The 24,371-nt window shown below is 61.8% G+C and carries 29 protein-coding genes; 12 read left to right on the top strand and 17 right to left on the bottom strand.

The features are described from left to right. Positions 1-6: 6 nt before the first annotated feature. Complete coding sequence (locus NGR_RS22570) at positions 7-435, bottom strand: hypothetical protein (protein ID WP_164924655.1); 429 nt, start codon at positions 433-435, stop codon at positions 7-9. Positions 436-1,310: 875 nt separating this feature from the next. On the opposite strand from NGR_RS22570, the gene NGR_RS22575 reads away from it, so the two are divergent. Then, positions 1,311-1,526, top strand: a complete 216-nt coding sequence (locus NGR_RS22575) for a cold-shock protein (RefSeq protein ID WP_012708798.1) — start codon at positions 1,311-1,313, stop codon at positions 1,524-1,526. 150 nt (positions 1,527-1,676) lie between these two features. Then, positions 1,677-2,087 carry a BA14K family protein gene (locus NGR_RS22580; RefSeq protein WP_012708799.1) on the top strand — a complete coding sequence of 137 codons (411 nt, stop codon included), beginning with the start codon at positions 1,677-1,679 and terminating at the stop codon, positions 2,085-2,087. Positions 2,088-2,158: 71 nt separating this feature from the next. Here the strand turns inward: NGR_RS22580 and NGR_RS22585 are convergent, their stop codons facing one another. Then, entirely contained in the window at positions 2,159-2,800 is a 642-nt protein-coding gene (locus tag NGR_RS22585) for an MBL fold metallo-hydrolase (protein ID WP_012708800.1), read from the bottom strand. Positions 2,801-2,890: 90 nt separating this feature from the next. Then, on the bottom strand, positions 2,891-3,052 hold the full coding sequence (locus tag NGR_RS32425) for a hypothetical protein (RefSeq protein ID WP_165447158.1): 162 nt from the start codon (positions 3,050-3,052) through the stop codon (positions 2,891-2,893). 236 nt (positions 3,053-3,288) lie between these two features. Between NGR_RS32425 and NGR_RS22590 the strand changes: the two genes are divergently transcribed. From NGR_RS22590 to NGR_RS22605, 4 genes are all read left to right on the top strand, one after another. Continuing rightward, entirely contained in the window at positions 3,289-3,912 is a 624-nt protein-coding gene (locus tag NGR_RS22590) for a DUF1236 domain-containing protein (protein WP_012708801.1), read from the top strand. Positions 3,913-4,150: 238 nt separating this feature from the next. After that, the gene (locus tag NGR_RS22595; RefSeq protein ID WP_012708802.1) at positions 4,151-4,633 is read left to right on the top strand and encodes a MarR family winged helix-turn-helix transcriptional regulator; all 483 of its coding nucleotides are present in this window, start codon (positions 4,151-4,153) and stop codon (positions 4,631-4,633) included. Between the two features lie 205 nt (positions 4,634-4,838). Continuing rightward, positions 4,839-5,540, top strand: coding sequence for a response regulator (locus tag NGR_RS22600; RefSeq protein ID WP_012708803.1), 702 nt, complete (start codon positions 4,839-4,841; stop codon positions 5,538-5,540). 78 nt (positions 5,541-5,618) lie between these two features. Next, positions 5,619-6,998, top strand: a complete 1,380-nt coding sequence (locus NGR_RS22605) for an ATP-binding protein (protein ID WP_164924656.1) — start codon at positions 5,619-5,621, stop codon at positions 6,996-6,998. 86 nt (positions 6,999-7,084) lie between these two features. Here NGR_RS22605 and NGR_RS22610 read toward each other — a convergent pair whose 3' ends face one another. From NGR_RS22610 to NGR_RS22625, 4 genes are all read right to left on the bottom strand, one after another. Next, complete coding sequence (locus tag NGR_RS22610) at positions 7,085-7,426, bottom strand: tRNA-binding protein (protein WP_012708805.1); 342 nt, start codon at positions 7,424-7,426, stop codon at positions 7,085-7,087. Positions 7,427-7,562: 136 nt separating this feature from the next. Continuing rightward, a complete protein-coding gene (gene proC, locus NGR_RS22615) occupies positions 7,563-8,381 on the bottom strand; it encodes a pyrroline-5-carboxylate reductase (RefSeq protein ID WP_012708806.1) in 819 nt (272 codons plus the stop codon). A gap of 1 nt (position 8,382) precedes the next feature. Further along, positions 8,383-8,883 (bottom strand): YbjN domain-containing protein, encoded by a 501-nt coding sequence (locus tag NGR_RS22620; protein WP_012708807.1) that lies wholly within the window; start codon positions 8,881-8,883, stop codon positions 8,383-8,385. Positions 8,884-9,367: 484 nt separating this feature from the next. Continuing rightward, positions 9,368-9,655, bottom strand: coding sequence for an accessory factor UbiK family protein (locus NGR_RS22625; protein ID WP_164924414.1), 288 nt, complete (start codon positions 9,653-9,655; stop codon positions 9,368-9,370). A 173-nt stretch (positions 9,656-9,828) separates the two neighbouring features. Between NGR_RS22625 and lgt the strand changes: the two genes are divergently transcribed. From lgt to NGR_RS22655, 6 genes are all read left to right on the top strand, one after another. Beyond that, positions 9,829-10,680, top strand: coding sequence for a prolipoprotein diacylglyceryl transferase (gene lgt / locus NGR_RS22630; RefSeq protein WP_165447169.1), 852 nt, complete (start codon positions 9,829-9,831; stop codon positions 10,678-10,680). Between the two features lie 12 nt (positions 10,681-10,692). Beyond that, positions 10,693-11,796 carry a class I SAM-dependent methyltransferase gene (locus NGR_RS22635; RefSeq protein WP_012708810.1) on the top strand — a complete coding sequence of 368 codons (1,104 nt, stop codon included), beginning with the start codon at positions 10,693-10,695 and terminating at the stop codon, positions 11,794-11,796. Between the two features lie 169 nt (positions 11,797-11,965). Then, a complete protein-coding gene (gene pgeF / locus NGR_RS22640; RefSeq protein WP_012708811.1) occupies positions 11,966-12,760 on the top strand; it encodes a peptidoglycan editing factor PgeF in 795 nt (264 codons plus the stop codon). Between the two features lies 1 nt (position 12,761). Further along, positions 12,762-13,913: a M24 family metallopeptidase gene (locus tag NGR_RS22645; RefSeq protein ID WP_012708812.1), complete on the top strand. Its 1,152-nt coding sequence runs from the start codon at positions 12,762-12,764 to the stop codon at positions 13,911-13,913. A 101-nt stretch (positions 13,914-14,014) separates the two neighbouring features. Further along, positions 14,015-14,923 (top strand): hypothetical protein, encoded by a 909-nt coding sequence (locus tag NGR_RS22650; RefSeq protein WP_012708813.1) that lies wholly within the window; start codon positions 14,015-14,017, stop codon positions 14,921-14,923. A 198-nt stretch (positions 14,924-15,121) separates the two neighbouring features. Continuing rightward, complete coding sequence (locus NGR_RS22655) at positions 15,122-16,054, top strand: ribose-phosphate pyrophosphokinase (RefSeq protein ID WP_164924415.1); 933 nt, start codon at positions 15,122-15,124, stop codon at positions 16,052-16,054. 447 nt (positions 16,055-16,501) lie between these two features. On the opposite strand, the gene NGR_RS22660 is transcribed toward NGR_RS22655, so the two are convergent. The 10 genes from NGR_RS22660 to gspG all read right to left on the bottom strand — a co-directional run bounded on the left by NGR_RS22660 (position 16,502) and on the right by gspG (position 24,370). Next, positions 16,502-17,176 (bottom strand): prepilin-type N-terminal cleavage/methylation domain-containing protein, encoded by a 675-nt coding sequence (locus NGR_RS22660; RefSeq protein ID WP_012708816.1) that lies wholly within the window; start codon positions 17,174-17,176, stop codon positions 16,502-16,504. Then, on the bottom strand, positions 17,163-17,567 hold the full coding sequence (locus NGR_RS22665) for a type IV pilus modification PilV family protein (protein ID WP_348774929.1): 405 nt from the start codon (positions 17,565-17,567) through the stop codon (positions 17,163-17,165). Before NGR_RS22665 ends, NGR_RS22660 begins: the two co-directional genes overlap by 14 nt. After that, positions 17,545-18,024 (bottom strand): prepilin-type N-terminal cleavage/methylation domain-containing protein, encoded by a 480-nt coding sequence (locus NGR_RS22670; protein ID WP_012708818.1) that lies wholly within the window; start codon positions 18,022-18,024, stop codon positions 17,545-17,547. Before NGR_RS22670 ends, NGR_RS22665 begins: the two co-directional genes overlap by 23 nt. Then, positions 18,021-19,235: a type II secretion system F family protein gene (locus NGR_RS22675; RefSeq protein WP_012708819.1), complete on the bottom strand. Its 1,215-nt coding sequence runs from the start codon at positions 19,233-19,235 to the stop codon at positions 18,021-18,023. The genes NGR_RS22670 and NGR_RS22675 overlap by 4 nt, the downstream gene beginning before the upstream one ends. After that, positions 19,232-20,869, bottom strand: coding sequence for a GspE/PulE family protein (locus NGR_RS22680; protein WP_012708820.1), 1,638 nt, complete (start codon positions 20,867-20,869; stop codon positions 19,232-19,234). The genes NGR_RS22675 and NGR_RS22680 overlap by 4 nt, the downstream gene beginning before the upstream one ends. Beyond that, positions 20,866-21,660, bottom strand: a complete 795-nt coding sequence (locus NGR_RS22685) for a general secretion pathway protein GspK (RefSeq protein ID WP_240545166.1) — start codon at positions 21,658-21,660, stop codon at positions 20,866-20,868. The genes NGR_RS22680 and NGR_RS22685 overlap by 4 nt, the downstream gene beginning before the upstream one ends. Positions 21,661-21,737: 77 nt before the next feature. Next, positions 21,738-21,965, bottom strand: a complete 228-nt coding sequence (locus NGR_RS33255) for a hypothetical protein (protein WP_240545167.1) — start codon at positions 21,963-21,965, stop codon at positions 21,738-21,740. Between the two features lie 296 nt (positions 21,966-22,261). Then, positions 22,262-22,855 (bottom strand): type II secretion system protein GspM, encoded by a 594-nt coding sequence (gspM, locus tag NGR_RS22695; protein ID WP_012708823.1) that lies wholly within the window; start codon positions 22,853-22,855, stop codon positions 22,262-22,264. Further along, positions 22,852-23,913, bottom strand: coding sequence for a PilN domain-containing protein (locus NGR_RS22700; RefSeq protein ID WP_012708824.1), 1,062 nt, complete (start codon positions 23,911-23,913; stop codon positions 22,852-22,854). Before NGR_RS22700 ends, gspM begins: the two co-directional genes overlap by 4 nt. Next, a complete protein-coding gene (gene gspG, locus NGR_RS22705; RefSeq protein WP_012708825.1) occupies positions 23,900-24,370 on the bottom strand; it encodes a type II secretion system major pseudopilin GspG in 471 nt (156 codons plus the stop codon). Before gspG ends, NGR_RS22700 begins: the two co-directional genes overlap by 14 nt. Between the last annotated feature and the right edge of the window lies 1 nt (position 24,371).

The following is a 24,371-nucleotide window of genomic DNA, read 5'->3' on the forward strand; positions in this document are numbered from 1 at the left end:
ATCACTTCAGAGCGAGGCCCTGACTTCCTTTCGGAACATGAACTTCAGCCCGGACCACACCGGGTCCACCGCACAGACCTTTATGTCGACAAGGCCGTGCGGCAGGAAGATCTCCCGGAGAGCATCCTCCGTGAGCGTGGTGGCAACGCCGGAAGCACGTTTCGGCCAGGATATCCAAAGTATCCCATCGGGCTTCAGCCGGTCGGCCAGGGCCGATGCCTGTACCTCGAGCCTGTCCCTCTCCGTCTCGAAGCAGTGGATGTAGTCAAACCGGCGAGATGCTGTCCCCTCGATTGATCTGGCAACCTGAGCAAATCCAGGATAGGCCGCGATTTCCTGCAGGTGCGCCGGCACATCGAGAAGCAGCGCCGCCTGTCCGTCGCGCAGGCCGAGCTTTTTCCCAAGGGCCGTCCCTGAATAGCCCGCCAAGTTCATTTCCGATCCGATCGACATCGTGACGCACGGGCCTCGTTTCGGGCCGCGAGGATGAAACTTGCCCGACAAAAACGCAACTGGTAGAGCGGCGGCGCGATCACGGGGCGAAGCCGCCTTGTGTTGCTTTTCGTCCTATTCGCTCACCCCGGGACTGCCGGAGCCCACGAAGCGGCGCCGGCAAGCGGCGGAAGCCGCCGCTTGAAACTGCAAGAATTAGCTACATCGGCAAGCCAAGCTGGACTTACTATATTACTTATTTACTGTTCTCGGCCGCTCTACTTTGCCCAAAAATGGATCAGCATGCAGCAGAGGCGAGCTACAGAGAAAGTTCTTTGTATTTTTTCTGTAAGTTCGTGCAAGCGCTTCACCGCCTGGCGGCTTTCCGCGAAGCATGAGACTTATCAGAGGGTTGCGACTCGAATTCCCAACTGCCCAACATAGAGGCATGTTCGACAGCGACACGATTTGGCGCAAAAAATCCAATGTGCCGCATCGGTCCACCAAAAAGCTGTGGATTCAACAGCTTGCGCCGCGTCCGGAATATCCTTTGCCGCGGCTCGAATTGACCTGTTTTTGAGCAATGAGAAGACTCAATACCTCGCCGGAAAAGTTTTGCTTGCCAATTCAAAATAAACTGATCACTCTTACTCTGTTCGGGCAATTTGCGAACGCGGGAAGATCTTGAAATAAATGCGAGCCGGAGACGCAAACCACTCCGGGCGGAGAATCGTGGGAGGGCCAATTTGCCATCCTTCTCAAGGTTCGCTGCGATAACAGGACCCTTTCCTCAATTGTCGAGAACTGCCTGCCCCACGCCCTTCCGGGCAAACTGTAATGCCACCCTTCGACCGGGTGGAGAGAAAAGGACCTGACGCATGGCCGAGACTGGGACTGTAAAATTCTTCAACACCGACAAGGGCTTTGGCTTCATCAAGCCTGAAAACGGTGGCGCCGATATCTTCGTGCATATTTCAGCCGTGCAGGCCTCGGGCCTGAACGGACTGAGCGAAAACCAGAAAGTATCCTTCGATACCGAGCCGGATCGCCGCGGCAAGGGCCCGAAGGCCGTCAACCTGCAGATCGTCGGCTAACGCCGCTCTCTGTCACTGATCAAGTTTGCAGCCCGGCATTTTTGCCGGGTTTTTTCGTTCAGGCTCCGTTCAGTTTGGGCCGGATAGGGTCTGCCCATCATGAAAGCCGGACCTTCAGTTCGGCTCCTCCATGCACAGGATTGAAGCCCCATGAACAACTTCCTCAAAGCAGCCGTTCTCTCGCTCTCCGCCGCCGCCCTGGTTCTCCCGACCTTCGGCACTGCGCAGGCAGGCGATCACGATGATGCGTGGGCGGCAGGCGCGGTTGGCCTGGTCACAGGCACCCTTATCGGCGGCGCGATCGCCTCGCAGCCCCGCTACAGTGAACCGGTCTATATCGATCCGGAGCCCGAATATTACGAGCAGCGTCCGGTCTATCAACCCCGCCCGGTATACCGCGCCCGCCCGGCCTATCGCCAGGTTGTCGTCGACAGCTACGATCTTGAGCCCTGGACCCCGGCCTGGTACCGCTATTGCTCGCAGCGCTACCGCTCCTTCGATGCGGAGAGCGGCACCTTTGTCGGTTATGACGGCCGCAGCCATTTCTGCACTGCCGGCTGATCGCAGCGCCATTTGAACGCAAAACCCGTGCCTCACGCGAGGCACGGGTTTTTTCATGTCCATATTTTCGATCAGAGCCCGCGCAGATACGGGTTGGTGCGACGCTCCTCGCCGATTCGGCCACCCGGTCCGTGGCCGCAAATGAAGCCGACGTCGTCACCGAGTGGAAGGATCTTGTCGCGGATGGAATCGAGGAGCTGCTGATGATCGCCGCCCGGCAGGTCGGTGCGGCCGATCGAGCCGTGGAACAGCACGTCGCCGACATGGGCAAAATTCTGCGCGCGATTGAAATAGACGACGTGGCCGGGGGCGTGGCCGGGGCAATGCAGCACCTCGAAGACATGATCTCCGAATGAAACCGTGTCCCCGTCGTTCAGCCATCGGTCCGGCAGGACGTTCTGCACCTTCATCGCCAAACCGAACCGTTCCGCTTGGCTCTCCAGCCGTTCGAGGAGCGGCAGGTCGTCCTTGTGCGGGCCGATGATCTCAAGCCCGAGCGCCTCTTTCAATTCCTTGGCCCCGCCGGCGTGATCGATATGGCCGTGGGTAAGCCAGATCGCCTTGAGCGCGAGGCCGTTTTCGCGGATCGTCTGCAGGATGACGTCGACGTCGCCGCCGGGATCGACAATCACGCCTTCCTTCGTCTCGCTGTCGAACAGCACCGTGCAGTTCTGCTGAAAATGCGTAACCGGGATGATGCCCGCCTGTAACATGCCGATCCTGCCTCGTTTTCCACATCGCCAATAGGCGGGCGTCGCCGCCGCGCCACCTATAGCGCTATATGGGCGCGGAAACAGCGCAAATCAGCGAAGGGCGACAATTTCCGTTGTTTCCACCGCTGTCGGAAATTGCACCGTGGTGAGCAACAGGGCGGAGACGGCGAGCTTCGCCGCCACGACAACAAGGACCAGCGGACGCAGCCGCCGGGCGGTAAGCGTGGCCTCTTCGACAGTCTCATACTGCATAACCCGGCCTCCCGGTTGATGGCGCCCTCTGCACAGGGGGCGAAACTTCGTCCAGTTCCTCGCTGCGTGTCCTCGGTGATGGGGAGCGATCTCGCTTACATCGAGACGCTCCGCCGTCGGCCCAAGCAACGCTCGGCGACGGCAATATGTTTCATGTTCACATTTCCTGATGTCACGCCGGGAACATCCAAGGCGCGCGGGGCGTTTGGCCCGCATCATAGAAGAGGAGCAAGACAATGAAGACCCTCTCCCCCCACCTGATCAGAACGGTCGCGGCAGCGGGTTTGATCCTCGCTGCCGGCGTCTCGTCCGCTGCTGCAGCGATGAGCGCGACGGCAGTGACCGACCTCAACGTGCGCGCCGGGCCTGGTCCGCAATATCCGATCGTCGCCCTGGCGGCGCGCGGCAGCACGACCGTGCTCGAGGGCTGCATCGAAGGTAGCCTGTGGTGCCGAGTGAATGTCGGCGGCGTCAGCGGCTGGGCCTATGCCAGGTATCTCGCAGCCGACCAAAGCGGCTCGACGGTGGTGATTTCCGAACGGCGCGCGGAACTCGGCGTTCCGGTCGTGACCTACGAAGCGACGGGCAGCACCGTGGCCACTCCGGCCGAACCCCTCGAATTGATCGGCCCTGTTGAAGAGGTCGATGCCATCACCCCGCCTGCGGCGGTAGGCACCTACATCACCTCTAACCCCGTGGATCCGGTCTATCTTGACGGCGAGGTGGTTCTCGGCGCCACATTGCCGAACACCGTCGCCGTCCGGCCGATCCCGGACTACAACTACGAATACGTTATGGTAAACGGCCAGCCTGTTCTCGTGGAGCCCTCGACGCGGCGGATCGTCTACATCTATCGCTGACGCCTACTGAATTACGAGCGTCCAAGCGCCGCGCGTGTCCAACGCGCGGCGCACCTGTTTCCGTAGCAACCGGCCTGCCGCCTCCAAAGACAGGTGCGCAGCGGCCCCGCCGCCTCCAAATGCAGCGACGGGATTTGAATGCTATTTGGCTCGTCAGGCGTAGAATTGTGTCAACAAAGCTGACATGTCTTTCTATATATGTCGCTAAGCGCAATCCGCCTTGAAAGGAAATGACCGCGTGGCCGGCCAATCCAGGGACAACAGCCAATTCATGACCGAAGTCGGCCGCAAGGATGAGGACACCATCGACTTCGAGATCATCGAGTTGCTGTTTTTTGCCTACCGCGATTTCACCGGCGATCCGGATGCCATTTTGGAAAAGAGCGGCTTCGGGCGCGCGCATCACCGCGTCGTGCATTTCGTCAACCGGGAGCCGGGAATGACCGTGGCCGACCTTCTCGATACGCTGAAGATCACCAAGCAGAGCCTCGCCCGCGTCCTCAAGCAATTGATCGACTCAGGCTATATTCGCCAGGTGACCGGTCCGGAAGACAGGCGCCAACGCATGCTCTATACGACGAAAGAAGGCCAGGCTTTGGCACGGGCGCTGGCGGAGCCACAGTCCCGCCGCATAGCGGATGCATTGGCGAAGACCGGTCCCGGCGCGCGTGAAACCGTCAAGCGGTTTCTCGTAAACATGAAGAACAGCGCCGCGGACTGATGCCGGGGCTCTGCCTTCGATTTTATTAGGACAAGCGGATAAACCCCTGCAATCGGGGAATGGGGCGGCCGCCGCGCATCTGCTTCAATGCGGGGCCACTCAAATTTGGGAGGAGGATAGGCTGATGACCCGGACCGGTTCGATTCGACGTCAGCGCGATCCAAAGGGGAAATAAGGCTCTGCCGAGTATAAGGGTTTGCCAAGCATGATAGCCAAAGCGAAAGTGGCCGATGACGCGGCGCATCTTCTGATCGTGGATGACGACCGGCGCATTCGCGACCTGCTCAACCGCTTTCTGGTGGAACAGGGGTTTCGCGTGACGACGGCGGCAGACGCCGGCGAGGCGAGGCGAAAGCTCATCGGACTTGACTTCGACCTGCTGATCGTCGACGTGATGATGCCTGGCGAGAGCGGCATCTCGCTCACCCAGGGCCTGAGACAGATCAAGACGGTGCCGATCATCATGCTGACGGCGCTCGCCGAGGCAAATTCACGCATCGAGGGCCTGGAGGCGGGCGCCGACGACTACCTGCCGAAACCCTTCGAGCCGCGCGAGCTCGTCCTCCGGATCAACAACATACTGCGCCGAAACCAGCCCGCTCAGGCGCCGAAGGTCGATCAGGTCATCTTCGGCCCCTATACGTTTTCAGTGGTGCGCAAGGAGCTTCGCCGCGGTGCGGAGCACATCCGGCTGACCGACCGCGAACAGGAGATCATGACGCTGTTTTCGCAGCGCGCCGGCGAAACCATTCCCCGGCACGAACTGATCGGCGACGACGCCGAGGTCGGCGAGCGGACGATCGACGTGCAGATCAACCGATTGAGGCGCAAGATCGAGGACGATCCCTCGAATCCCGTCTGGCTACAGACGGTGCGCGGCATCGGCTATCGATTGAGTGTAGACTAGGGTGGCCGGGTTTCCTGCTTCACGGCATTCGTCATTCCGCCTTAACATGGAACCGCTTCGGCGACGACGCAGACGATGATGGTAAGCTTTGACAGCCTCAGGCGCGCAAGATCGAGCAGCGCCGACAGCGCCTGGAAGCGCCTCATCCGCTGGCTGCGTCGCCGCCTGCCGATGGGTCTCTACGCCCGGTCGCTGCTCATCGTCGTCATTCCGATGGTGTTGCTGCAGTCGGTCGTCGCCTTCGTCTTCATGGAGCGGCACTGGCAACTCGTTACGCAGCGCCTCTCGGCGGCGGTCACCAACGACATCGCGGCAATCGTCGACCTGATCACGACTTTTCCGCAGGACGGCGACATAGACCGGATCGTCCGCATCGCCCGTGACGAGCTCGACCTCAACATCGCCGTCGAACCAGGCGGCGAACTGCCGCCGCCGCGACCCAAGCCCTTCTTCGAGATTCTCGATCAGATTCTCAGTGAAGAGATTTCCAACCAGATCCGCCTCCCCTTCTGGATCGATACGGTCGGCAATTCGAAAATCGTCGAGATCCGCATCAAGCTCGAAGACGGGCGCATTCTGCGTGTCTATGCGCGGCGCAACCAGGCCTATGCGTCGAATACGCATATATTTCTCGTCTGGATGGTCGGCGCGTCGCTCGTCTTGCTGGCGATCGCCATCCTCTTTCTGCGTGGACAGATCCGCCCGATCCTGGCACTTGCCAACGCTGCGGAGAGCTTCGGCAAGGGCCAGAAGATCGATGACTTCGCCCCGCGCGGCGCCGACGAGATCCGCCGCGCCGGCCTGGCCTTCATCCTGATGCGCGAGCGCATCGAACGCCAGATCGAGCAGCGCACCGCGATGCTGACCGGTGTCAGCCACGATCTGCGCACCATCCTGACGCGCTTCAAGTTGCAGCTGGCGCTCTCCGGCGACAATCCGGACCCCAGCCTCAACCAGGACGTCGAGGACATGCAGAACATGCTGGAAGGCTATCTCGCCTTTGCCCGCGGCGAGGCGGAAGAAGATGTCGGCGCGTTGAAGCTCAGCGACCTGATGGCCCGACTTGCGGCAGAGGCCGAGCTCTACGGCAAGACGCTCGCCACCTCGATCGAGGGCGGGGACAACATTCGCGTCCGGCCGAATGCCTTCACCCGGCTCGTCGCCAATCTGGCGTCGAACGCCTACCGCTATGCCGACACGGTCCGGATCGAGGCCCGCCATACCCCCAAATGGCTGACGATCACCATCGACGATGACGGTCCCGGTATTCCGGAGCCCTCGCGGGAGGATGTCTTCAAGCCGTTTTTCCGACTGGACGAGGCGCGCAATCTCGACAGTTCCGGTACCGGCCTCGGCCTGGCCATTGCGCGCGACATCGCCCGGAGCCACGGAGGCAACGTCACCCTCGGCGACAGCCCGCTTGGCGGGCTGCGCGCCACGGTGCGCGTCCCGACGTGATATCCGCTCTCGCTACCGCGAATAGGTCGGGGCCAGACGCGCCGTTCGTTGAAAGGGCGCCAAATTCTGTCTCGGGGTCGTGACAGCTACATCAGCTTTCGGCCGTTCGGAACGGGCCTGTCGGTCGCGGCCAGCACGATCGCGCCCTCTTCGTCTGCAAAGCCGAGGGTCAGGACTTCGGAGCGGACCGGGCCGATCTGGCGCGGCGGGAAATTGACCACGCCGAGCACCTGCCGCCCGATAAGGTCTTCCGGCCTGTAGTGCACGGTGATCTGCGCAGACGACCTTTTGATGCCGATCTCCGGGCCGAAATCGATCCTGAGCTTATAGGCGGGCTTCCGCGCCTCGGGAAAATCTTCGGCCTCGACGATTGTGCCGACGCGAATATCGACTCGTTCGAAATCCGAAAACTCAATGACGTCCGACATCACGGTTCCTTTGACGAGAGCTCGCCGCATCCGAATTAGCGCAATTCAACCGATTTCGGAAGCACTCGCGGCAGACAGGAAAACCCGCTGCCTTCCCACGGCACATGCGCGAACTGTTCGGCGCGGAAGTCGTGCCTCAGCCGGCCAGTTCCTCGGCGCGCTGGCGCGCCGCCGCGATGGCCTCGTCGAAGAGCGGCTGCATGCCGTCATCCGCCATCAGGACTGCCAGAGCCGCGGCAGTCGTGCCACCCGGCGACGTTACGTTCTGGCGGAGGCGTCCGGCGGCGTCGGGGGACTGGTGGAGAAGCTCACCAGCCCCCGCGACGGTTTCCCGAGCGAGCCGCATGGCAAGGTCCGCCTCGAGGCCGAGCTTTCGCCCAGCCTCCGCCATGCACTCGACGAGATAGAAGACGTAGGCCGGTCCGCTGCCGGACACTGCAGTCACTGTATCGATGTCGGCTTCGCTGGCAACCCATTCGACCGGCCCGCTGACCTTCAGAAGGTCATGAACGAGCGCCCGTTGCTTTTCGGTCACGCGGGCATTGGCGAAAGCGCCCGTGACGCCGCGCCCGATCATTGCCGGCGTGTTCGGCATTGCGCGCACGATCGCCGTTTCGCCGAGATGGCGCTCGATGAAACCGAGCGTCTTGCCGGCCGCGACGGAAACGACCACCGTGTCCGGACCGACGAGCCCCGTCAACGGCGGGAGCACAGCCTCCATGACCTGCGGCTTGACGGCAAGAAAGATAACACCCGCCGCGACACCTTCGGGCGCAGCAGACGCGTGGGCCACGCCGTTCTCGGCGATCAGCTTCTGCATGGCAGGAGGTGGGCCCGGATCCAGGACCAGAACATCGCCGCCGCGAACCCCGCTCCTGATCCAGCCGCCGAGCATGGCGCCGCCCATATTGCCGGCGCCGACAAGAACGATGGGACCGGAAACGGCGATGCTCATCTCATGCCTCCCCTACCGTCGCAAACATGACGGTATCGACGGCGCGCTGCGCGTCCATGCCGGACCAGACGACGAACTGGAATGCCTGGAAATAGGTTTCGCAGGCATCCAGCGCGCTCGACAAAAGCACTTCCACCTGCCGGTTGGTCGGCTCGGCGCCACCGGCAAGCAAAAGAGATTGCCTGAAGATGATGACCTCTTCTTGGCGCCAGAGATCGAAATGTCCCATCAACACCTGGCCATTGATCTGCGACAGCAGGCGGATCACCTCGTTGACGCGGCTTTCCGGCACCTTGATGTCGAAGGCGCAGGCGAGATGCAGCGCCTCGAACTCCTCCATCCAGGAGAAGGAAACGTGATAGTCCGCCCACCGGCCCTCGACCGTCATGGCGATCTCGTCTTCGCCGGACCGCTCGAAGGACCAGTCATTGTTGGCGGCGACAAACTCGATCATATCGACCGGGTTGGATTGGCGCTCGACTTCCATTTCCAAAAGGCTCATGCATCACCCTAAAGGCACGGCGGGAGGCACGCGAAGTCACGTTCACAAGACGCAACGCTGCAAACCCAACACCGGATACCGACACACTATGATTGCTGGACCTGCGGCTATCCTGGCTTCTTTACCCTGCCCGGAGCTTGCGCTGCCCGTTTCGAATCATCATTTAAAATCAGTGTATAATGGCAGAGTCACCCTGCCAGCCCCTGAGCCGAAAAATTGCAGGGAAGAAGTCTCGTCGCCTTAGGATTTTGATTCAGCGGGGGTGCTTAACCGACTCTGCGATAAGGGTTTTTTGGCAGTGTCCACAGGTGGAAAACTTTTCAGCTTTCGTTAACCCTGACGCTGAAAGCAGCGGTTGTGGCGAAACGCATCGACCGGCGAGTCGGTCGGCCAAGAAACTTGCCGGATTCCACAGCGGCCGGAGCCGCCGCCCGCCCGCGGCTCGAAGGCGGAATTCCAATCCTTGCGGCGGCCCTTCTTCCGACTATTTGCCCGTCGTGATGTCGCCGGTGACCTGACCTGTCGCGGCAAGACGATCTTCAAGCGCCACAATGCGGGCGAGCAAGGCGTCGTTCTCCTCGCGCGCCTTTGCAGCCATCTCCTTGACGGCCTCGAACTCCTCGCGCTTCACCACGTCCAGCGAATTCAGCCAGCCTTCCGCCTGCGCACGAAAGGCTGTTTCGACCTCGCGTCGGACGCCCTGGGCCGCACCGGCAGCATCCGTCATCAACCTGGCAAGATCATCGAGAATGCGGTTGGCCCCTGTGCTCATCGTTTCGTCTCCATTTCGCTCGCGCCTCATGGGCGAGCCCCGTGATTTTCAGGTAGGGTCGTGCGCACAAGGATGCAAGGAAAATCAGAGTGTCCGGCGGAAAGACCGGGCAGCCGCTTGACCACGCCTGCTTCGACCGCCATGTTCCGCCGACCGACCGGCCGGCACGAGAGATGACCTTGGAAACACTGATTACCCGCCTTGCCATTCTCCCCTTCCCCGAAATCGATCCCGTGATCTTCACGATCGGACCGCTCGCCGTACACTGGTATGGCCTCGCCTATGTGGCCGGCATCCTGCTCGGCTGGTTCTACGCCCGTCGCATGGTCCAGAATCCCTCGCTCTGGCGCAACGATTCGCCCCCGCTCGGTCTGACGCAGCTCGATGATTTCCTGCTCTGGGCGGCCGGCGGCATCGTCCTTGGCGGGCGCCTCGGCTACATTCTCTTCTACGACCTCGGCTCGGTGCTGCAAAACCCGGTCCGCGCCATCGAGATCTGGAACGGCGGCATGTCCTTCCATGGGGGCCTTCTGGGCACGACGCTGGCGATCGTCGTCTTTGCCCGCAGGAACGCCATACCCATCTGGAGCCTGCTCGATGTCGTGGCGGCCGTTGCGCCGATCGGCCTCTTCTTCGGCCGCATCGCCAATTTCATCAACGGCGAGCTCTGGGGGCGGCTTTCTTCCATGCCCTGGGCAGTCGTCTTCCCGAACGGCGGTCCTTTCCCGCGCCACCCGAGCCAGCTTTACGAGGCTCTTCTCGAGGGAATTCTGCTTCTCCTTGCCCTTACCTATCTCGTCCATCGCCGTGAAGCCCTGAAGACGCCCGGGTTCGTCACCGGCATCTTTGTCTGCGGCTATGCCGCCAGCCGCATTTTCGTCGAATTCTTCCGCGAACCGGACGCACAGATCGGCTATCTTGCCGGCGGCTGGCTGACCATGGGCATGGTGCTTTCGCTGCCGATGGCTCTGGTCGGAATATGGGCCATTGCGCGGGCGCGCAGGGCGGCAGCCGCCGCCGCATAAACGGACTGGTGCATGACGAACCCTCTCGCCGACAAGATCAAGGCGCTGATCAGGACCAATGGGCCGATCAGCGTCACCGATTATTTTTCCCTCTGCCTCGCCGATCCGCAGCACGGCTACTATCGCGTTCGCGAGCCCTTCGGACGGGCCGGAGACTTTACGACCGCGCCGGAGATCAGCCAGCTCTTCGGCGAGATGATCGGGATATTCCTGGTTCACGCCTGGCAAGAGCACGGCTCCCCGGCGCAGGTTGTCATCGCAGAAATCGGCCCGGGCCGGGGCACGATGATGTCGGATATGCTGCGTGTCATCGGCCGCCTGGCGCCCGATCTCTACGCGGCCGCCGACGTGCATCTCGTCGAAACCAGCGAAAGACTGCGCAAGGTGCAGGCCGAAACGCTGGCCAGCCATGACGGCAAGATTCAGTGGCACGCAAGCTTCGACAGTTTGCCTTCCGGCTTCCTGCTTCTCGCCGCGAACGAGCTTTTCGACGCAATACCGATTCGCCAATTCGTCCGGACCGCACAGGGATTCCGCGAACGCATGGTCGGGCTCGATGCCGATGACGAACTGACCTTTGCTGCCGGTGTGGCCGGCATCGATTCCTCTTTGCTGCCGACACCGGCGCAATCGGTCGCCGAGGGCACGATCCTGGAGGTCGCCCCCGCCCGCGATGCGGTAATGGCGGCGCTTTGCGAGCGCCTCCGTGCGGACGCAGGCACGGCAATCCTTATCGATTACGGCCATCTGGCCACGGGCTACGGCGACACGCTGCAGGCCGTCCGCAATCACCGGTACGACCCTCCCCTTGCCAATCCGGGACGCGCCGATCTCACTAGCCACGTAGACTTCGAGCAACTGGCGCTGCGCGCCAAGACGGAAGGCCTGCAGGTGAACGGCCTCGCCCGTCAGGGCGACTTCCTGATCGGCCTGGGCCTGCTCGACCGGGCGGCGGCCCTTGGCCGCGACAAGGATCTAGCGACCCAGGAGCGCATCCGCGACGATGTCGAGCGGCTCGCCGGCGCCGGTGCTGGAAAGATGGGCGAACTGTTCAAGGTGCTGGCCGTCAGCAGTCCGGAAGTGGCTTTGGCGCCCTTCCGAAAGAAGGCACGGTAGCAGGGGAAGACCGCAATTTCGGCGCGGAGCCGACCGTCGTCTCGCGGTTCCGCGATTGACAGTCCTGGCCGCCCGGGCCAACATCGCCCGGCAAATCAGCCGCAAATCATCGGGCCGGACGCGCCCTCCATCCGACGAAACCAAGTAAATTCAAGGGCGAGAACACCGAATGCAGGACGACGCCTCGCTTTCACCCGTGCAGAGCCCGCTCTTCGGCGCCGAGGCGGGGCCAGAGATCGCGCATGGCTATTTCACCCGTCGGGGCGGCGTTTCCGAGGGCATCTATCGCGGCCTCAATGTCGGCCTCGGTTCCAATGACGATCGCGAGCGCGTCGGCGAGAACCGCGCCCGGGTCGCCCGCTGGTTCAATGCCGAGCCTCGCCGTCTTGCAACGGTTCATCAGATTCATTCCCCGGATGCGATCGTCGTCGACGGCAACTACGACGGTGCACGACCGGACGCCGATGCGCTGGTGACGGCGACGCCCGGCATCGTGCTCGGCGTGCTGTCGGCCGATTGCGGCCCGGTGCTCTTCGCCGACCCGCAGGCGCGCGTCATCGGCGCCGCCCATGCCGGCTGGAAAGGAGCGCTCGGCGGTGTACTGGAAAGCACGATCGACGCAATGGTTTCGCTCGGCGCGCGCCGGGAGCGCATTGTCGCCTGTCTCGGACCATCGATCAGCCGTCAGCACTACGAAGTCGGCCCGGAGTTCGTCGAACGCTTCCTGGCGGCCGACGACAGCTATGCATCCTTCTTCAGCCCGTCCGGCCGCAACGGCCATGCGATGTTCGACCTGCCCGGGCTGACGGTCCGGCGGCTGAAGGGCGCTGGCGTGGCGGCGGAAAACCTCGATATCTGCACCTATGCCGACGAGGACCGCTTCTTCTCCTATCGCCGCACCACGCATCGGCAGGAGGCCGACTACGGGCGGCAGATATCCGCAATTTGCATACGGGAGGCTTGAGATGGCGCTTCACTTCGCCGAAGAGGAATATGCATCGCGCCTGGCACGGCTGACGGCCAGGATGCAGGAAGAAAGGCTCGATGCCGTCCTCCTCTTCGCGCAGGAGAGCTTGTACTGGCTGACCGGCTACGATACCTTCGGCTACTGCTTCTTCCAGACGCTCGTCGTCAAGCGGGACGGCTCGATGGTTCTGCTTACCCGTTCGGCCGACCTGCGCCAGGCGCGCCACACATCCAACATCGAGCGCATCGAGATCTGGGTGGATCGCGTCAACGCCGATCCCGCCATGGACCTCAAGAACCTCTTGAGCGAGCTCGACCTGCTCGGTTGCCGCATCGGCATCGAGTACGATACGCATGGCATGACCGGCAAGACGGCGCGCCTCGTCGACAATCAGCTCTCGACCTTCGGTGAACTGGTCGACGTCTCGATGCTCGTCAGCCGTCTGCGCCTCATCAAGAGCGCGTCGGAAATCGCCCATGTCGAGAAGGCCGCGAGCCTTGCCGACGATGCGCTCGACGCCGCCTTGCCGCTGATCCGTCCGGGCGGCAGCGAGGCCGATATCCTCGCGGCCATGCAGGGCGCCGTCTTTGCCGGCGGCGGCGACTATCCGGCCAACGAATTCATCATCGGTTCCGGCGCCGATGCGCTGCTCTGCCGGTACAAGGCCGGCCGGCGCGTGCTCGACGCCAATGACCAGCTCACCCTCGAATGGGCCGGCGTCAGCGCCCATTATCACGCGGCGATGATGCGCACGATCGTGATCGGCGAACCCACCAACCGACACCGCGAACTTTACAGCGCCTGCCGCGAGACGATCCAGGCAATCGAGATGGTGCTGCGGCCCGGCAATACCTTCGGCACGGTCTTCGATGTCCATTCGAGGATCATGGACGAGCGCGGCCTCGCCCGCCATCGCCTGAATGCCTGCGGTTATTCGCTCGGCGCCCGCTTCTCGCCCTCCTGGATGGAGCACCAGATGTTCCATGTCGGCAATCCGCAGGAGATAGAGCCGGACATGTCGCTCTTCGTGCACATGATCATCATGGATTCCGACAGCGGGACGGCGATGACGCTCGGCCAGACCTACCTCACGACCGACGACAGCCCGCGGCCGCTGTCGCGCTACGGGCTGGACTTCATATCTGCGTAAGGAAATCGTCCTATGCTTCCGGCGAGAAACGAGAGGAAGTGCGGCAGCCGGCTTTCCGGCCGCACACCGCGCCGACCAGTTCGAGCCAGACGGTGGGAACGATGCGAAAGCAGATCATGCCTATCGCAAGCCTTGGTCTTGCCGCAGCCATTGCCGGCTGCAACACCACGGACGCCCTGATCCCGCAAGTGGACGTGGGCGGCGGAACCTTCCGCTCGCCACCGGTGACGCAGTCGGATCTCGACGCCATGTCCGCGCAGACCGCCGTGATGCCGGTGGAAAGCGTGCCGGCAAGCCGCACGGCAGCCTTCTCGGCGCAACCGAATGTTTCCGGTCCGCCAACGCAATACGCAACTGGTCACACCGACTACACGGATCCCGCCGGGACGCTCGAGGGCCAGGCAAACCGCCTCGCCGAGGGCGTTGCACCGGTGCAGACCATGCAGCCCCAGCCGCCGCAGGCAGAAAATCCACCGCCGCAGGCAGAAAATCCACCGCCGCAGGCAGAAAATCCACCGGCGCAGGCAAGACGTATCGCGCCGCCAGGGGAAGAAGGCGCCGAGCAGCCGGCGCAGACCGAAGTCGCGAGCGAACCGCAGGAGACGCGGCAGGCCGCCGCTTCGCCGGCGCCGGCGGCCACGGGTGCCGGCGGCATCCGCTTCCTGCCGATCATCGGCGCTCCGGTTCAGGCCGTAACGCCCCTCTCGAAGCAGCTCGGCGCCTCGGCCCGGGCGCAGGGCATCACCATCAAGAGCTCCGCCGACACGTCGAGCGACCATATCCTCAAGGGCTATTTTTCGGCGCTCAACGACGACGGCAAGACGACGGTCGTCTACGTCTGGGACGTTCTCGACGGCAGCGGCAACCGCCTGCACCGCATCCAGGGGCAGGACACGGTGGAAGGCAGCGCCGCTGAACCCTGGAGCGCCATCCCGCCGCAGACGATGCAGGCGATCGCCGAGAAGACGATCGACGCCTACCTCGAATGGCGCCAGTCCCAGCGCGGTTGACGCAAAGTTTTTAGGATAATAGGCGCTGCGGCGCAGCAATCCCCTTGCATTCACCTTCAAGGACGCTAAAAAGCGGCCGATCAGCTCTGACAGCGGCCATCGCAGCGATTGCCCGCGATCGGAATGGCTCAGGGAATTTGCGCGGACAATCCCGGACTGGACCGGACGGTGGCCGCGCCAGCTCAAGGCGGACCGTCTATGAAGGTTTTCGCAGGCAATTCGAACCGGCTGCTGGCCGAAGCGATCTGCAACTATCTCAACCTGCCGCTCGGCAAAGCCACGGTGCGGCGCTTCGCCGACCAGGAGATCTTCGTCGAGATCGGCGAGAACGTGCGCGGCGAGGATGTGTTCATCGTCCAGTCGACCTCCTTCCCGACCAACGATCATCTGATGGAACTTCTCATCATGATCGACGCGGTCCGCCGCTCCTCCGCCCGCCGCATCACCGCCGTGCTTCCCTATTTCGGCTATGCCCGGCAGGACCGCAAGCCCGGACCCCGCACCCCGATCTCCGCCAAGCTGGTCGCCAACCTCATCACCGAAGCCGGCGCCGACCGCGTCCTCACCCTCGATCTCCATGCCGGCCAGATCCAGGGCTTCTTCGATATCCCGACCGACAATCTCTATGCGGTTCCGATCCTGGCGCGCGACGTCAAGGAGCACTACGACCTTAAGAACGTCACGGTCGTTTCGCCGGACGTCGGCGGCGTCGTGCGTGCCCGGGCGCTTGCCAAGCGGCTCGACTGTCTGCTGGCGATCGTCGACAAGCGTCGCGATCGCCCCGGTGAATCGGAGGTCATGAACGTCATTGGTGACGTCCACGGCAAGGATTGCATCCTGATCGACGACATCGTCGATTCCGGCGGCACGCTCTGCAACGCCGCCGAGGCGCTGCTCAAGAACGGCGCTACCAGCGTCACCGCCTACATCACCCACGGCGTGCTCTCCGGCGGCGCATGCGCCCGCGTTACCTCCTCGATGCTGAAGGAACTGGTGATCACGGATTCCATCCAGCCGACCACCGCGGTGCAATCGGCCCACAACATCCGCGTCATCTCGACCGCCGGCCTGATCGGCGAAGCCATCAGCCGCACCAGCCAGGAAGAATCGGTTTCGAGCCTGTTCGACTGAGGCCGCGTCTCGATACATGGAGCCGATCGCCTTGGACGCGATCGGCTAATCTCTTTTTACATCAAAGACATATGATGCCGTTGCTCGGGGGATACGCCAAGATACCGTATTCATTGACCTCGCGTGACGTCCGCATGAGCCCTTGCAAGAGCAGTCCGAGCAAAGCACCACGGACGCTGATGCGCTTCACGCCGCCTGCAGTTCCTTGGCCGTAAAGGTTCGCCGGCACCCGCGTCTTCGAGAGCCTTTCGGAATGGCAGGGGTCGAGCCGAAGCGGCCATTGAAAGCCGCGAAGTGTGTGTCTCGATGCCGCACATCTTAGACGTTCGACGCCCCTGCGGCTGGGCGTCCTCAAAAAGAAGACGGAGCACCTCGCGCCAATAAGCTGGCACACAGTCGTCTCGCCACCCCAATACAGCCGAATCCCTCTTCCCCGACCGCAATGCTTCACCTCGACATACCGATCGTTCTGGACGCTCTGAACTGTTCGCCTTTTGTGGAAAGCTCGACCTGAAAGCGAATGGCGACTGGTAAATGGGGGCGCCCGGTCCAGTCATCCATCCAAACCGCGTTACCACCTGCATCCATCATCATGTACTGAAAGGTAATCCCGGTGATTTCTGGGTGCAGCACGAGCTTTTCTTCATTTTTATTCCGCCCGTCCTGTCCCAACCGACGCGGCAGCGACGTTCGGACCAGCGTGCCTCGACCAGCGGGTGATTCCATACTGAAGTCTACCTCTCTGAGCGCCCGTGAAAGGAAGCCTGTGCGCACCACGGCAGTAAAGCGAACTTCATTTCCCGAGCCCGCCAACGAGACGGGCTCGGCTGAGGCTGCCCCCAGCAACGGCAGTTCCAGTGCACCGGCTAACTCGTCCGCTACGCGATCAGCAACCCCCTCGGCGACTGACTGGGAAGCGGACCTTTCGCCGAGCCGCAACAGACCTTGTAGCTGACGCGCGCCACCGATCATCATGGCGGCCATGACAGAAGCGATAGCCAGCACGACGAGTACCTCGATCAGGGTATATCCGTCCCTAGCGCCTGAACTCAGCGGCCCAGGCGACGAGGCCGAAATGTTCGCTCCGGAGGCAACCCCGCACCGCCGGTCAATGGTCAACATCAGACTCCTCGCGCTTTGCTACCGCGAAGTATGTAACGTAAGTGCGAATGAGCTTTCCCTGCGGGTTAACGACGCTCAGCGACGCGCGAACCACTTGCCCATCGATCGCCCCGCCGGATAGAAGTGTTCGGCTTATCCGCCAGGCATAACCTTCGGGGGTGCGGCCAGCCTCCTCTCCGATGATCGTGCCGCGCTTGTCGAGATGCTCAATAAGAATCGCGCTGACCAATCGGTCCGCCATCCCAATTTCCCTGGTCGTGGAGAATACTCTGACTGCGGTCGAAACGCTCTGATTGGCGACCACGAGAGCCGTCGACAAGATCAGGAACGCGATCAGCATCTCAAGGAGAGTGAACCCCTCGTCTCGATCAATTCTGGGAGTCATCGGCATACTCGACAAGCCCAGTCAGCCAATTGACGCGCAGCTTGGCCCACTCTCCGTGAGCATTGGCGATGCTGATCTCGGCTCCGGAGGAAGAGCCGTCCGGAAGAAAGGTGATGCTCGAGACCGCGTCGCCAGTACCGGCCTCCTGTCCAGCGGTCACGACGAATGAGTATTCGGCGGGCAGGATCACCTCGGAATTATTCGCGGCAATAATCACCCTCTTATCCTGCATATCGAAGCGTGCCGATTGGGCTCGCCCGGAATTTAGCGCCCTGAAACGCAGCGCCACGAGACTCCGACCGATCTTATGAGCGAAAACCTCAGGCGAGTTCACCCCGCGCAGAACGCCGACGCCGAGGAATGAGATGCCGGTGGCAGTGGCGATGACCGCCAGAACAACGAGCATCTCAAGCAGCGTATAACCGGCTGTGCCTCGTCGGGTATCGGCCACGGGGTCCATCATTGCGCCGCCAGATTGTTGATGCTGAGCAGCGCGGTCATAACGGAAATCACAACACCTCCCACCAGCGCGCCCATCGTGATCGTCAACGTCGGTGTCAGCATCGCGAATAGACGGCGCCGCGCCTCTCTCGCCTTTCGTTCCAGCAAGTACGCCGCGCGCTTCAGCGCTTCGGGAAGCTTGTTGGATTCATCACCTACCTTGATCAATGACAAGGTGGACTGTTCAAAGAGACCTGAGGCTTCAATGGCCTGTCGTAGCGAGGTGCCACTGACCACCCGATCCCTGACTGCGAGCAGGGGCTCGGCATAGGCTGCGAGAGGGCAAGCCTGTGCCGCGAGTTCCAGGGCCTTCTTGACGCCGACTCCGTTTCCCGTCAGCGTCGCGAGGACCTGCAGGTAGCGCGCGCTCGCCTCGGCCCGAGCCATCCTTCCGGCAATCGGCATGTGCAGCAGTAGGTTGGATAATGCTCGGCGTCCAGGAGAGGTCCTATAGGCGCCTATAGCCGCGGCAAGTGCGAAGACACAGATTGGCAGTATAAGCCTAGCCCAGTCGACCAGCACGCGTCGGACTGCTGAAAGTACGGAGATCAGCATCGGACGTGCATGTTCCGCCCCCTCGAAGACAGGCTCTATCGCCGGCACTAGGACGAACATAATTACGCCGATCGAAAACAGCATCACCGCGAGCAGAAAGGCAGGGTAGAGAAGCGTTTCGATTGCCTCGGCGCGACGCGCCTTCTGATCTTCGAAGCTTTGGGCGAGAGATGCGACGACTTGTTCCAGGCGCCCCGCCTGCTCGCCGCTTAGAAGCAAAGCCGTCACTTCGGGTGGGGCGTTCTGCATGTGGGCAAAGGCACTGGAGAACGATCCACCCGCCATCACCGCTGCGACGAGGTTTGAGAGCTCCTCACGGCCTGCCGCCATCTCGCGGTCGTCGACAACGGTCTTCAGCGCTGCGTCTATCGTAAAGCCCGCCTCCAGCAAGATCTGCAGTTCGGAAAAGAACCGGCCGAAATCGATGGACCTGAAAGCGGGCCGAAGCGACCAATCCCGATGAAAAAACTGGCTTCTTGCCGCCGCAACTTCGAGTGACAGTGGTCGGCAACCGCTCTTCAGAACGAGGCGCATGGCCTCCTGCTTGTCGGCCGCTTCTACTGTTCCCGACGTCTCGGTCCCATTTGCGGTATATCCACGGTATACGAATGTGGTCATGAGACATCCGTATTGAGGACGCGCGCGATTTCCTTCTGGTCCGTCACTCCGTCACGAATCAGACGCGCTGCGCAGGTTTTGATGGGAATCATGCCGTCGTCGATCGCTTGCTGTTCGACGTCGGCTTCGGAGGCACCCCGTTGCAGCGCTGTAGCAAGAGTCGGTCCCATCCGCAGGACCTCGTAGATCGCGCGGCGACCTGAATAACCCTGTCCACTGCAGCCTGGACATGCGGCTTCAGCGTGGCCCCGGCTTCGACCCTGGGCACAGGAGCAAAGAACACGGACAAGACGCTGTGCGATGACTCCGCGCAGCGTTGCCGATATCAGGTATCCCTCGATACCCATGTCCCGCAATCTTGTGACCGCGCCGGCGGCATCGTTTGTGTGCAGCGTTGTCAGGACCAGATGGCCGGTGAGTGCCGCCTGGATAGCGATCTGCGCCGTCTCCCGGTCACGAATTTCGCCGACCAGGATGATGTCAGGGTCTTGTCGCAAGACGGAGCGCAGTGCGCGCGCAAAATCCAGATCGACTGCCGCATTGACCTGGAGCTGGGTGACACCTTCCATCTGGTATTCGACCGGATCCTCGATCGTGAAGATCTTGACGCCCTCCTTGTTCAGGTCTTTGACAAGCGAATAAAGGGTGGTCGTCTTGCCGCTGCCAGTCGGCCCGGTAACGATCAACACGCCGTTTGGAGAGCGGGCAATATCCGCGATCGTGTCGCGGGCGGGGGGATCGAAACCGAGCGTCGCCAGATCCAGCGAAGGCACCTGGGCGTGCAAAAGTCGCAGGACGATGGTTTCTCCGTGCACACTGGGAATGATCGACACACGGAAATCGACCTCGTTGCCCCTGAGCGCCAGCCTCATGCGACCATCTTGGGGCAACCGACGCTCGACGATATTCAAGCCCGCCAGAATCTTGATGCGTGTAGCGATCCCCGCAAGCGTCGACCGCGGCACAAACTCGCTGTTGGAAAGAAGGCCGTCACGGCGAAACCTAATCCGGATGCGATCCTGGGACGGTTCGATGTGGATATCCGTGGCACCGCTATCGAAACCGCTTTGCGCGATGGCAGAGACCAAATTGATGATCGGCGCTTCCAAGGCGATGTCACGCAACCGATCCGCATCTTCCTCGAACGCTTGATAGCCATTCGAGGAAGCAACGGCGGACGAGCTGCTTTCGAGCGATGCCAGGGAGTCTATCGCCGAGGCGATCTCCCGCCGCGAGAATACCCTTATCTGCAGCTTCGCATCGAAGAAATATTCCAGCAACGCCACGACCGTTTCATCCAACGGGTTGGCCAGTGCGACGACTTGGTCCTCACCGTCGCGGCCGATCGGCATCACGCCCTGCGTACGGCCGAAGCTGGTGTCGAAGCCTTCGAAGCTGCGCGACAAGACATCCGCTTCGGGCATTGGCACGCGCGGAACGACGAGGTACTCGCTGAGCCATCCGGCGAGGTCTTCGTCGCGCGAAATACCCAGTTCCGTGACGACGACGTCGAACGGCAGATAAGAGGTCGCGAGCGCAGCGCGAACACGCTGGGCGGCCTCGTCGGACCACCTCCCTTTGTCCTGCAGGAAAGTGATAAACGACGCCGTCGAAGCAATGCCCAAACCGGTCATGGGTCGTAGCTCCGTATCAACGGTTCGGCCACGCCGCCACAAGGCGCATTCCCCGACAGAGGCACCCCCAGATCGCCTTCATCCACGACGCTCAAGCTGCGTCGCAGCATCCGCGCGCCGTCACCTTCCTCACCCGCGCGCTCCATCATCGCCCTGAACATGAAGCCGCTTGGCCGCCCTTTCCTGACACGCGCGATGCTCACTTCCGACACCGACGAGTCGCCGTTTTCCGCCAGAAATTCCGAGCCTCTGCCCGCCTCGATGACCTGACGGAGTTGGCTGTCCACATGTCTCGAAGCAACCGTGTCCGTCTGGTTGAAGACCGTGAAGATCCGAGGAATTCGGCCCGTCGATATGGTCTCGGCACCGGAAATATCGGCAAGCTCGCTGACATCCTCGAAAGGCGCATGCTTGAGGTCGACGGCAGAGCCGTCGGCGACGCCTCCACCGCTCGGGCTGCGATACCGTTCCGCGACAGTTGTTGCCGCGATCGCACCGGCCTCGTTCAGACCGACGGCACGAAACCCGAACTGCAGGAGTTGCAGGCTCGCGCTGTTCAGATCCACGAGGCCCCTTTGATCCTGAACATCCAGGTAGAACACGTAGCGCTCGGTCTCGCATCTTTGCCAACGCACCAGCGGTTTCTCGTTGACATTCAATATGAAGATCGTACGCGCCAAGCCCTCCGCTAGGACTTCGAACTCCCGGCGTTCATGGGTGTAGGCCGCCGAGAGCGTCTGCACCCGGCCGGCGATCGCGAGCGGCGCGATCGCAGCCGAGATCAGCAGCACGAACAGAAGCACGGAAATAAGCCCGAAACCTGCCTCGCCATTGCGAAGTAATGCAATAATGCTCTTCATCGGCCAACCTATTCCGGATAAAGCGTGAGCTTCAGGCCCGGCTCACCTTCCGGAAGCGTTGACTGACCATCACTCGTAAGCAGAACTGCGTCGGCGCGAACTTCGAGAACACGCCAGCCGCCAATGCTGCCGCCCGCGGCCACCCAGTCGCTTGCCCCTGTATCTTCGTCAACGATCAGCGCCGTGCCACCATCTCCCCCCTTCTCGGTACCGAGCAGCCTGAGCCTTGACGTCATGGCGTCCGGCGCTGGAGGAACCGGTTCGACCGGTTCAGGCGCAGGCGGCGACTCAGGGTCTCCAATTTGCACAGGTCTCCTCGACGGAGAGAAGAGCGGGCGAAGCTGGAACTGTATCGCTGCTGCAATTTCTGTGTTGTCGCCAGAAGCCGCAGCTGTTTCGGCTCCTGCCTTGGGCGTCTCGAACACGAAGTCATATGACAGGGCGGATCGATCGACCTCAAACCGGTAGGCCCAAGAGTACAGAACTGCACCGAGGGCACAGGTGGTAATACAGCCAGCCAGGGCACCCCGCCTCATTTGTCTGCCCCCGCTGCTTGTGGTTTGCCGTCGGTCGCGCCAAGCATCAGGATCGTGGCGCTTAATTCGGGAGGTGTGTCGAGACCATACGCTTCCTGATAGTTGGATTGGATGTCCATCTCTCTGATGAACAGGCTGGGCTGGCTCAACTCGATGGCTGCAACCACCGCATGGATCGTATTCATGGATCCCGAGACATTCACCCGCAGTCCCAGGAGAGCGATGCCGTTGTCTCCATCCATCCTAACATTGCTGACAGAATTGATTTGGGCGCCGGCGGTCACCGCCTGTTCCTGTAGCCATCCCTGCAGGCCCGCTGTTATGACAGCTTCATTCTCGCCTTCCAGGAACAGTTGATGGCCATCCGTGGCGGGCATGGGATTGGCCTTGAGAAATACTGTCGCGGCTGACCTGATGGCCTGAAGCCTGCCCAGAAGGCGGCGTTTGTCCTCTATTTCGGATAGGCTCTCTCCGATGCTGCTTAGACCCACAGCGAAGGTAAGGGCCATCACAACAGCGCAAAACACGAGCATACACAAGGCGATCGCGCGCTGGACCCTTGGCGGCGCGTTGACGAGCCTCAGCATCATGGCTTCGCTCCGTTCTGTCTGAAGGAAATGGTGAATCGATCCCCCTCGAAACCTGGGACCTTCACGACAGGCGAGGCGAATTGCGCCGCTTCGAATAGATCACTGCCTTCGATCAGCGGGATGAGTTCGGAGGACGCTTTCGAAAAGCCGGATATCTCGACCACCTTCGCCTTGACCGTAAGGTTGGTAAGGTAGCTGGAGTCGGGGACGATCCCGCTCAGTTCCTCCCACATCGTCGTCACGCGCGTGGATGCTTGTCTCTGCGCCTTCAACGCTTCAAGTTGGGAAAGCTTGGCCCGGAACGTATCATACGCACGACGAGCCTTTCTGGCATCAGCTTCAGCTTGAGCGATTTCCCCATCCAGACGGCTGTTTGCCGCAGACGCTTTGGAATGGAGCTGGTGCCATGAAAGAAGCAGGAACACCGCGGTCGCGGCAAGCGTCGCCGCGATTAGGAACTGGTCCGGCCGAACCCGCCGCCTTGCTCGAAGCGGCGTGCGGTCAATCGTCAAGCGATCGATGGCACCGTCCTCACCTTCGGTCGAAAGCTCTTGCGCGTCGAGCTTCGCCGCCCGCAACTGTTCGTGTATTTGGGCAAGAATACTGTTTCGAACAAGGTAATAGGCCGAAGCAGCGCCCTCATCGGCAGGTGCGAGGATCTGGACGTCACCTCTGTTAAATGGCGTCTGCGTTTCGATGTCGAGTTCCGCTGCTCGCCTTAGCGCCGAAATTGGAAGTCGCCGCGGGGAAACCATGCGGCGAAGCCGGCGGTCGGGCGCGAGATGAACCCGGAGGCCGGTCCGGCCAATCGCACCGCCCGCCTGGAGTGCCCTCAGCCTCTCACCCAATTCCGGTAGCGGTATCAAGTCAGCCTCTTCCCCGAGCTTGCAGCCATCTCGCGTGACAGTTACGACCGTCGCGGCCTTAACTCGCTCGCGCATTCGCGACCGCAGGAAAGGCGGAAAAGAGTGCAGGAGTTCGCTCCGCCACCAGACAAGGAAGTCCTTGAGACCCAGCGCGGCGCCATAGAGAGACGGGGCAAGCTCACGGAAAGTCACGGTCCTCCCCCTCTCCTCCCGGCTTGCCGTCGCGCCCCAGGGAACCGACTATGAACGACTGATCGCCCTCGGGGGCTTGATAGCGATAGCCGTTGCCCCACGGATCCTTGAGGTCTGCTGCATTCTTCAGATAGGGGCCATTCCAATTCTTGGCATTCTGCGGTGCGTTCGAGAGCGCGGCCAAACCCTGTTCGGCCGTCGGGTATTCGCCGAGATCGAGGAAGTAGAGTTCGAGCGCGCTTTCAAGGTTCCGGATCTGGATCTTGGCGCTGTCGGCTTTCGCGGTGCCGAGATAGTTCAAGACACGCGGCGCAACGATTGCGGTCGTCAACCCGATGATCGCCAGGACGACAAGCAGCTCGACGAGCGTAAAGCCTGCCTCATTGCCGTCGTCGCCGGTGCGACCGTCGCATCGATCGGAAGAACGGGCTTTGCGGATGCCAGGCAGCAAGAGCATT

The sequence above is a fragment of the Sinorhizobium fredii NGR234 genome, assembly GCF_000018545.1.
Taxonomy (GTDB): Bacteria; Pseudomonadota; Alphaproteobacteria; order Rhizobiales; family Rhizobiaceae; genus Sinorhizobium; species Sinorhizobium fredii_A.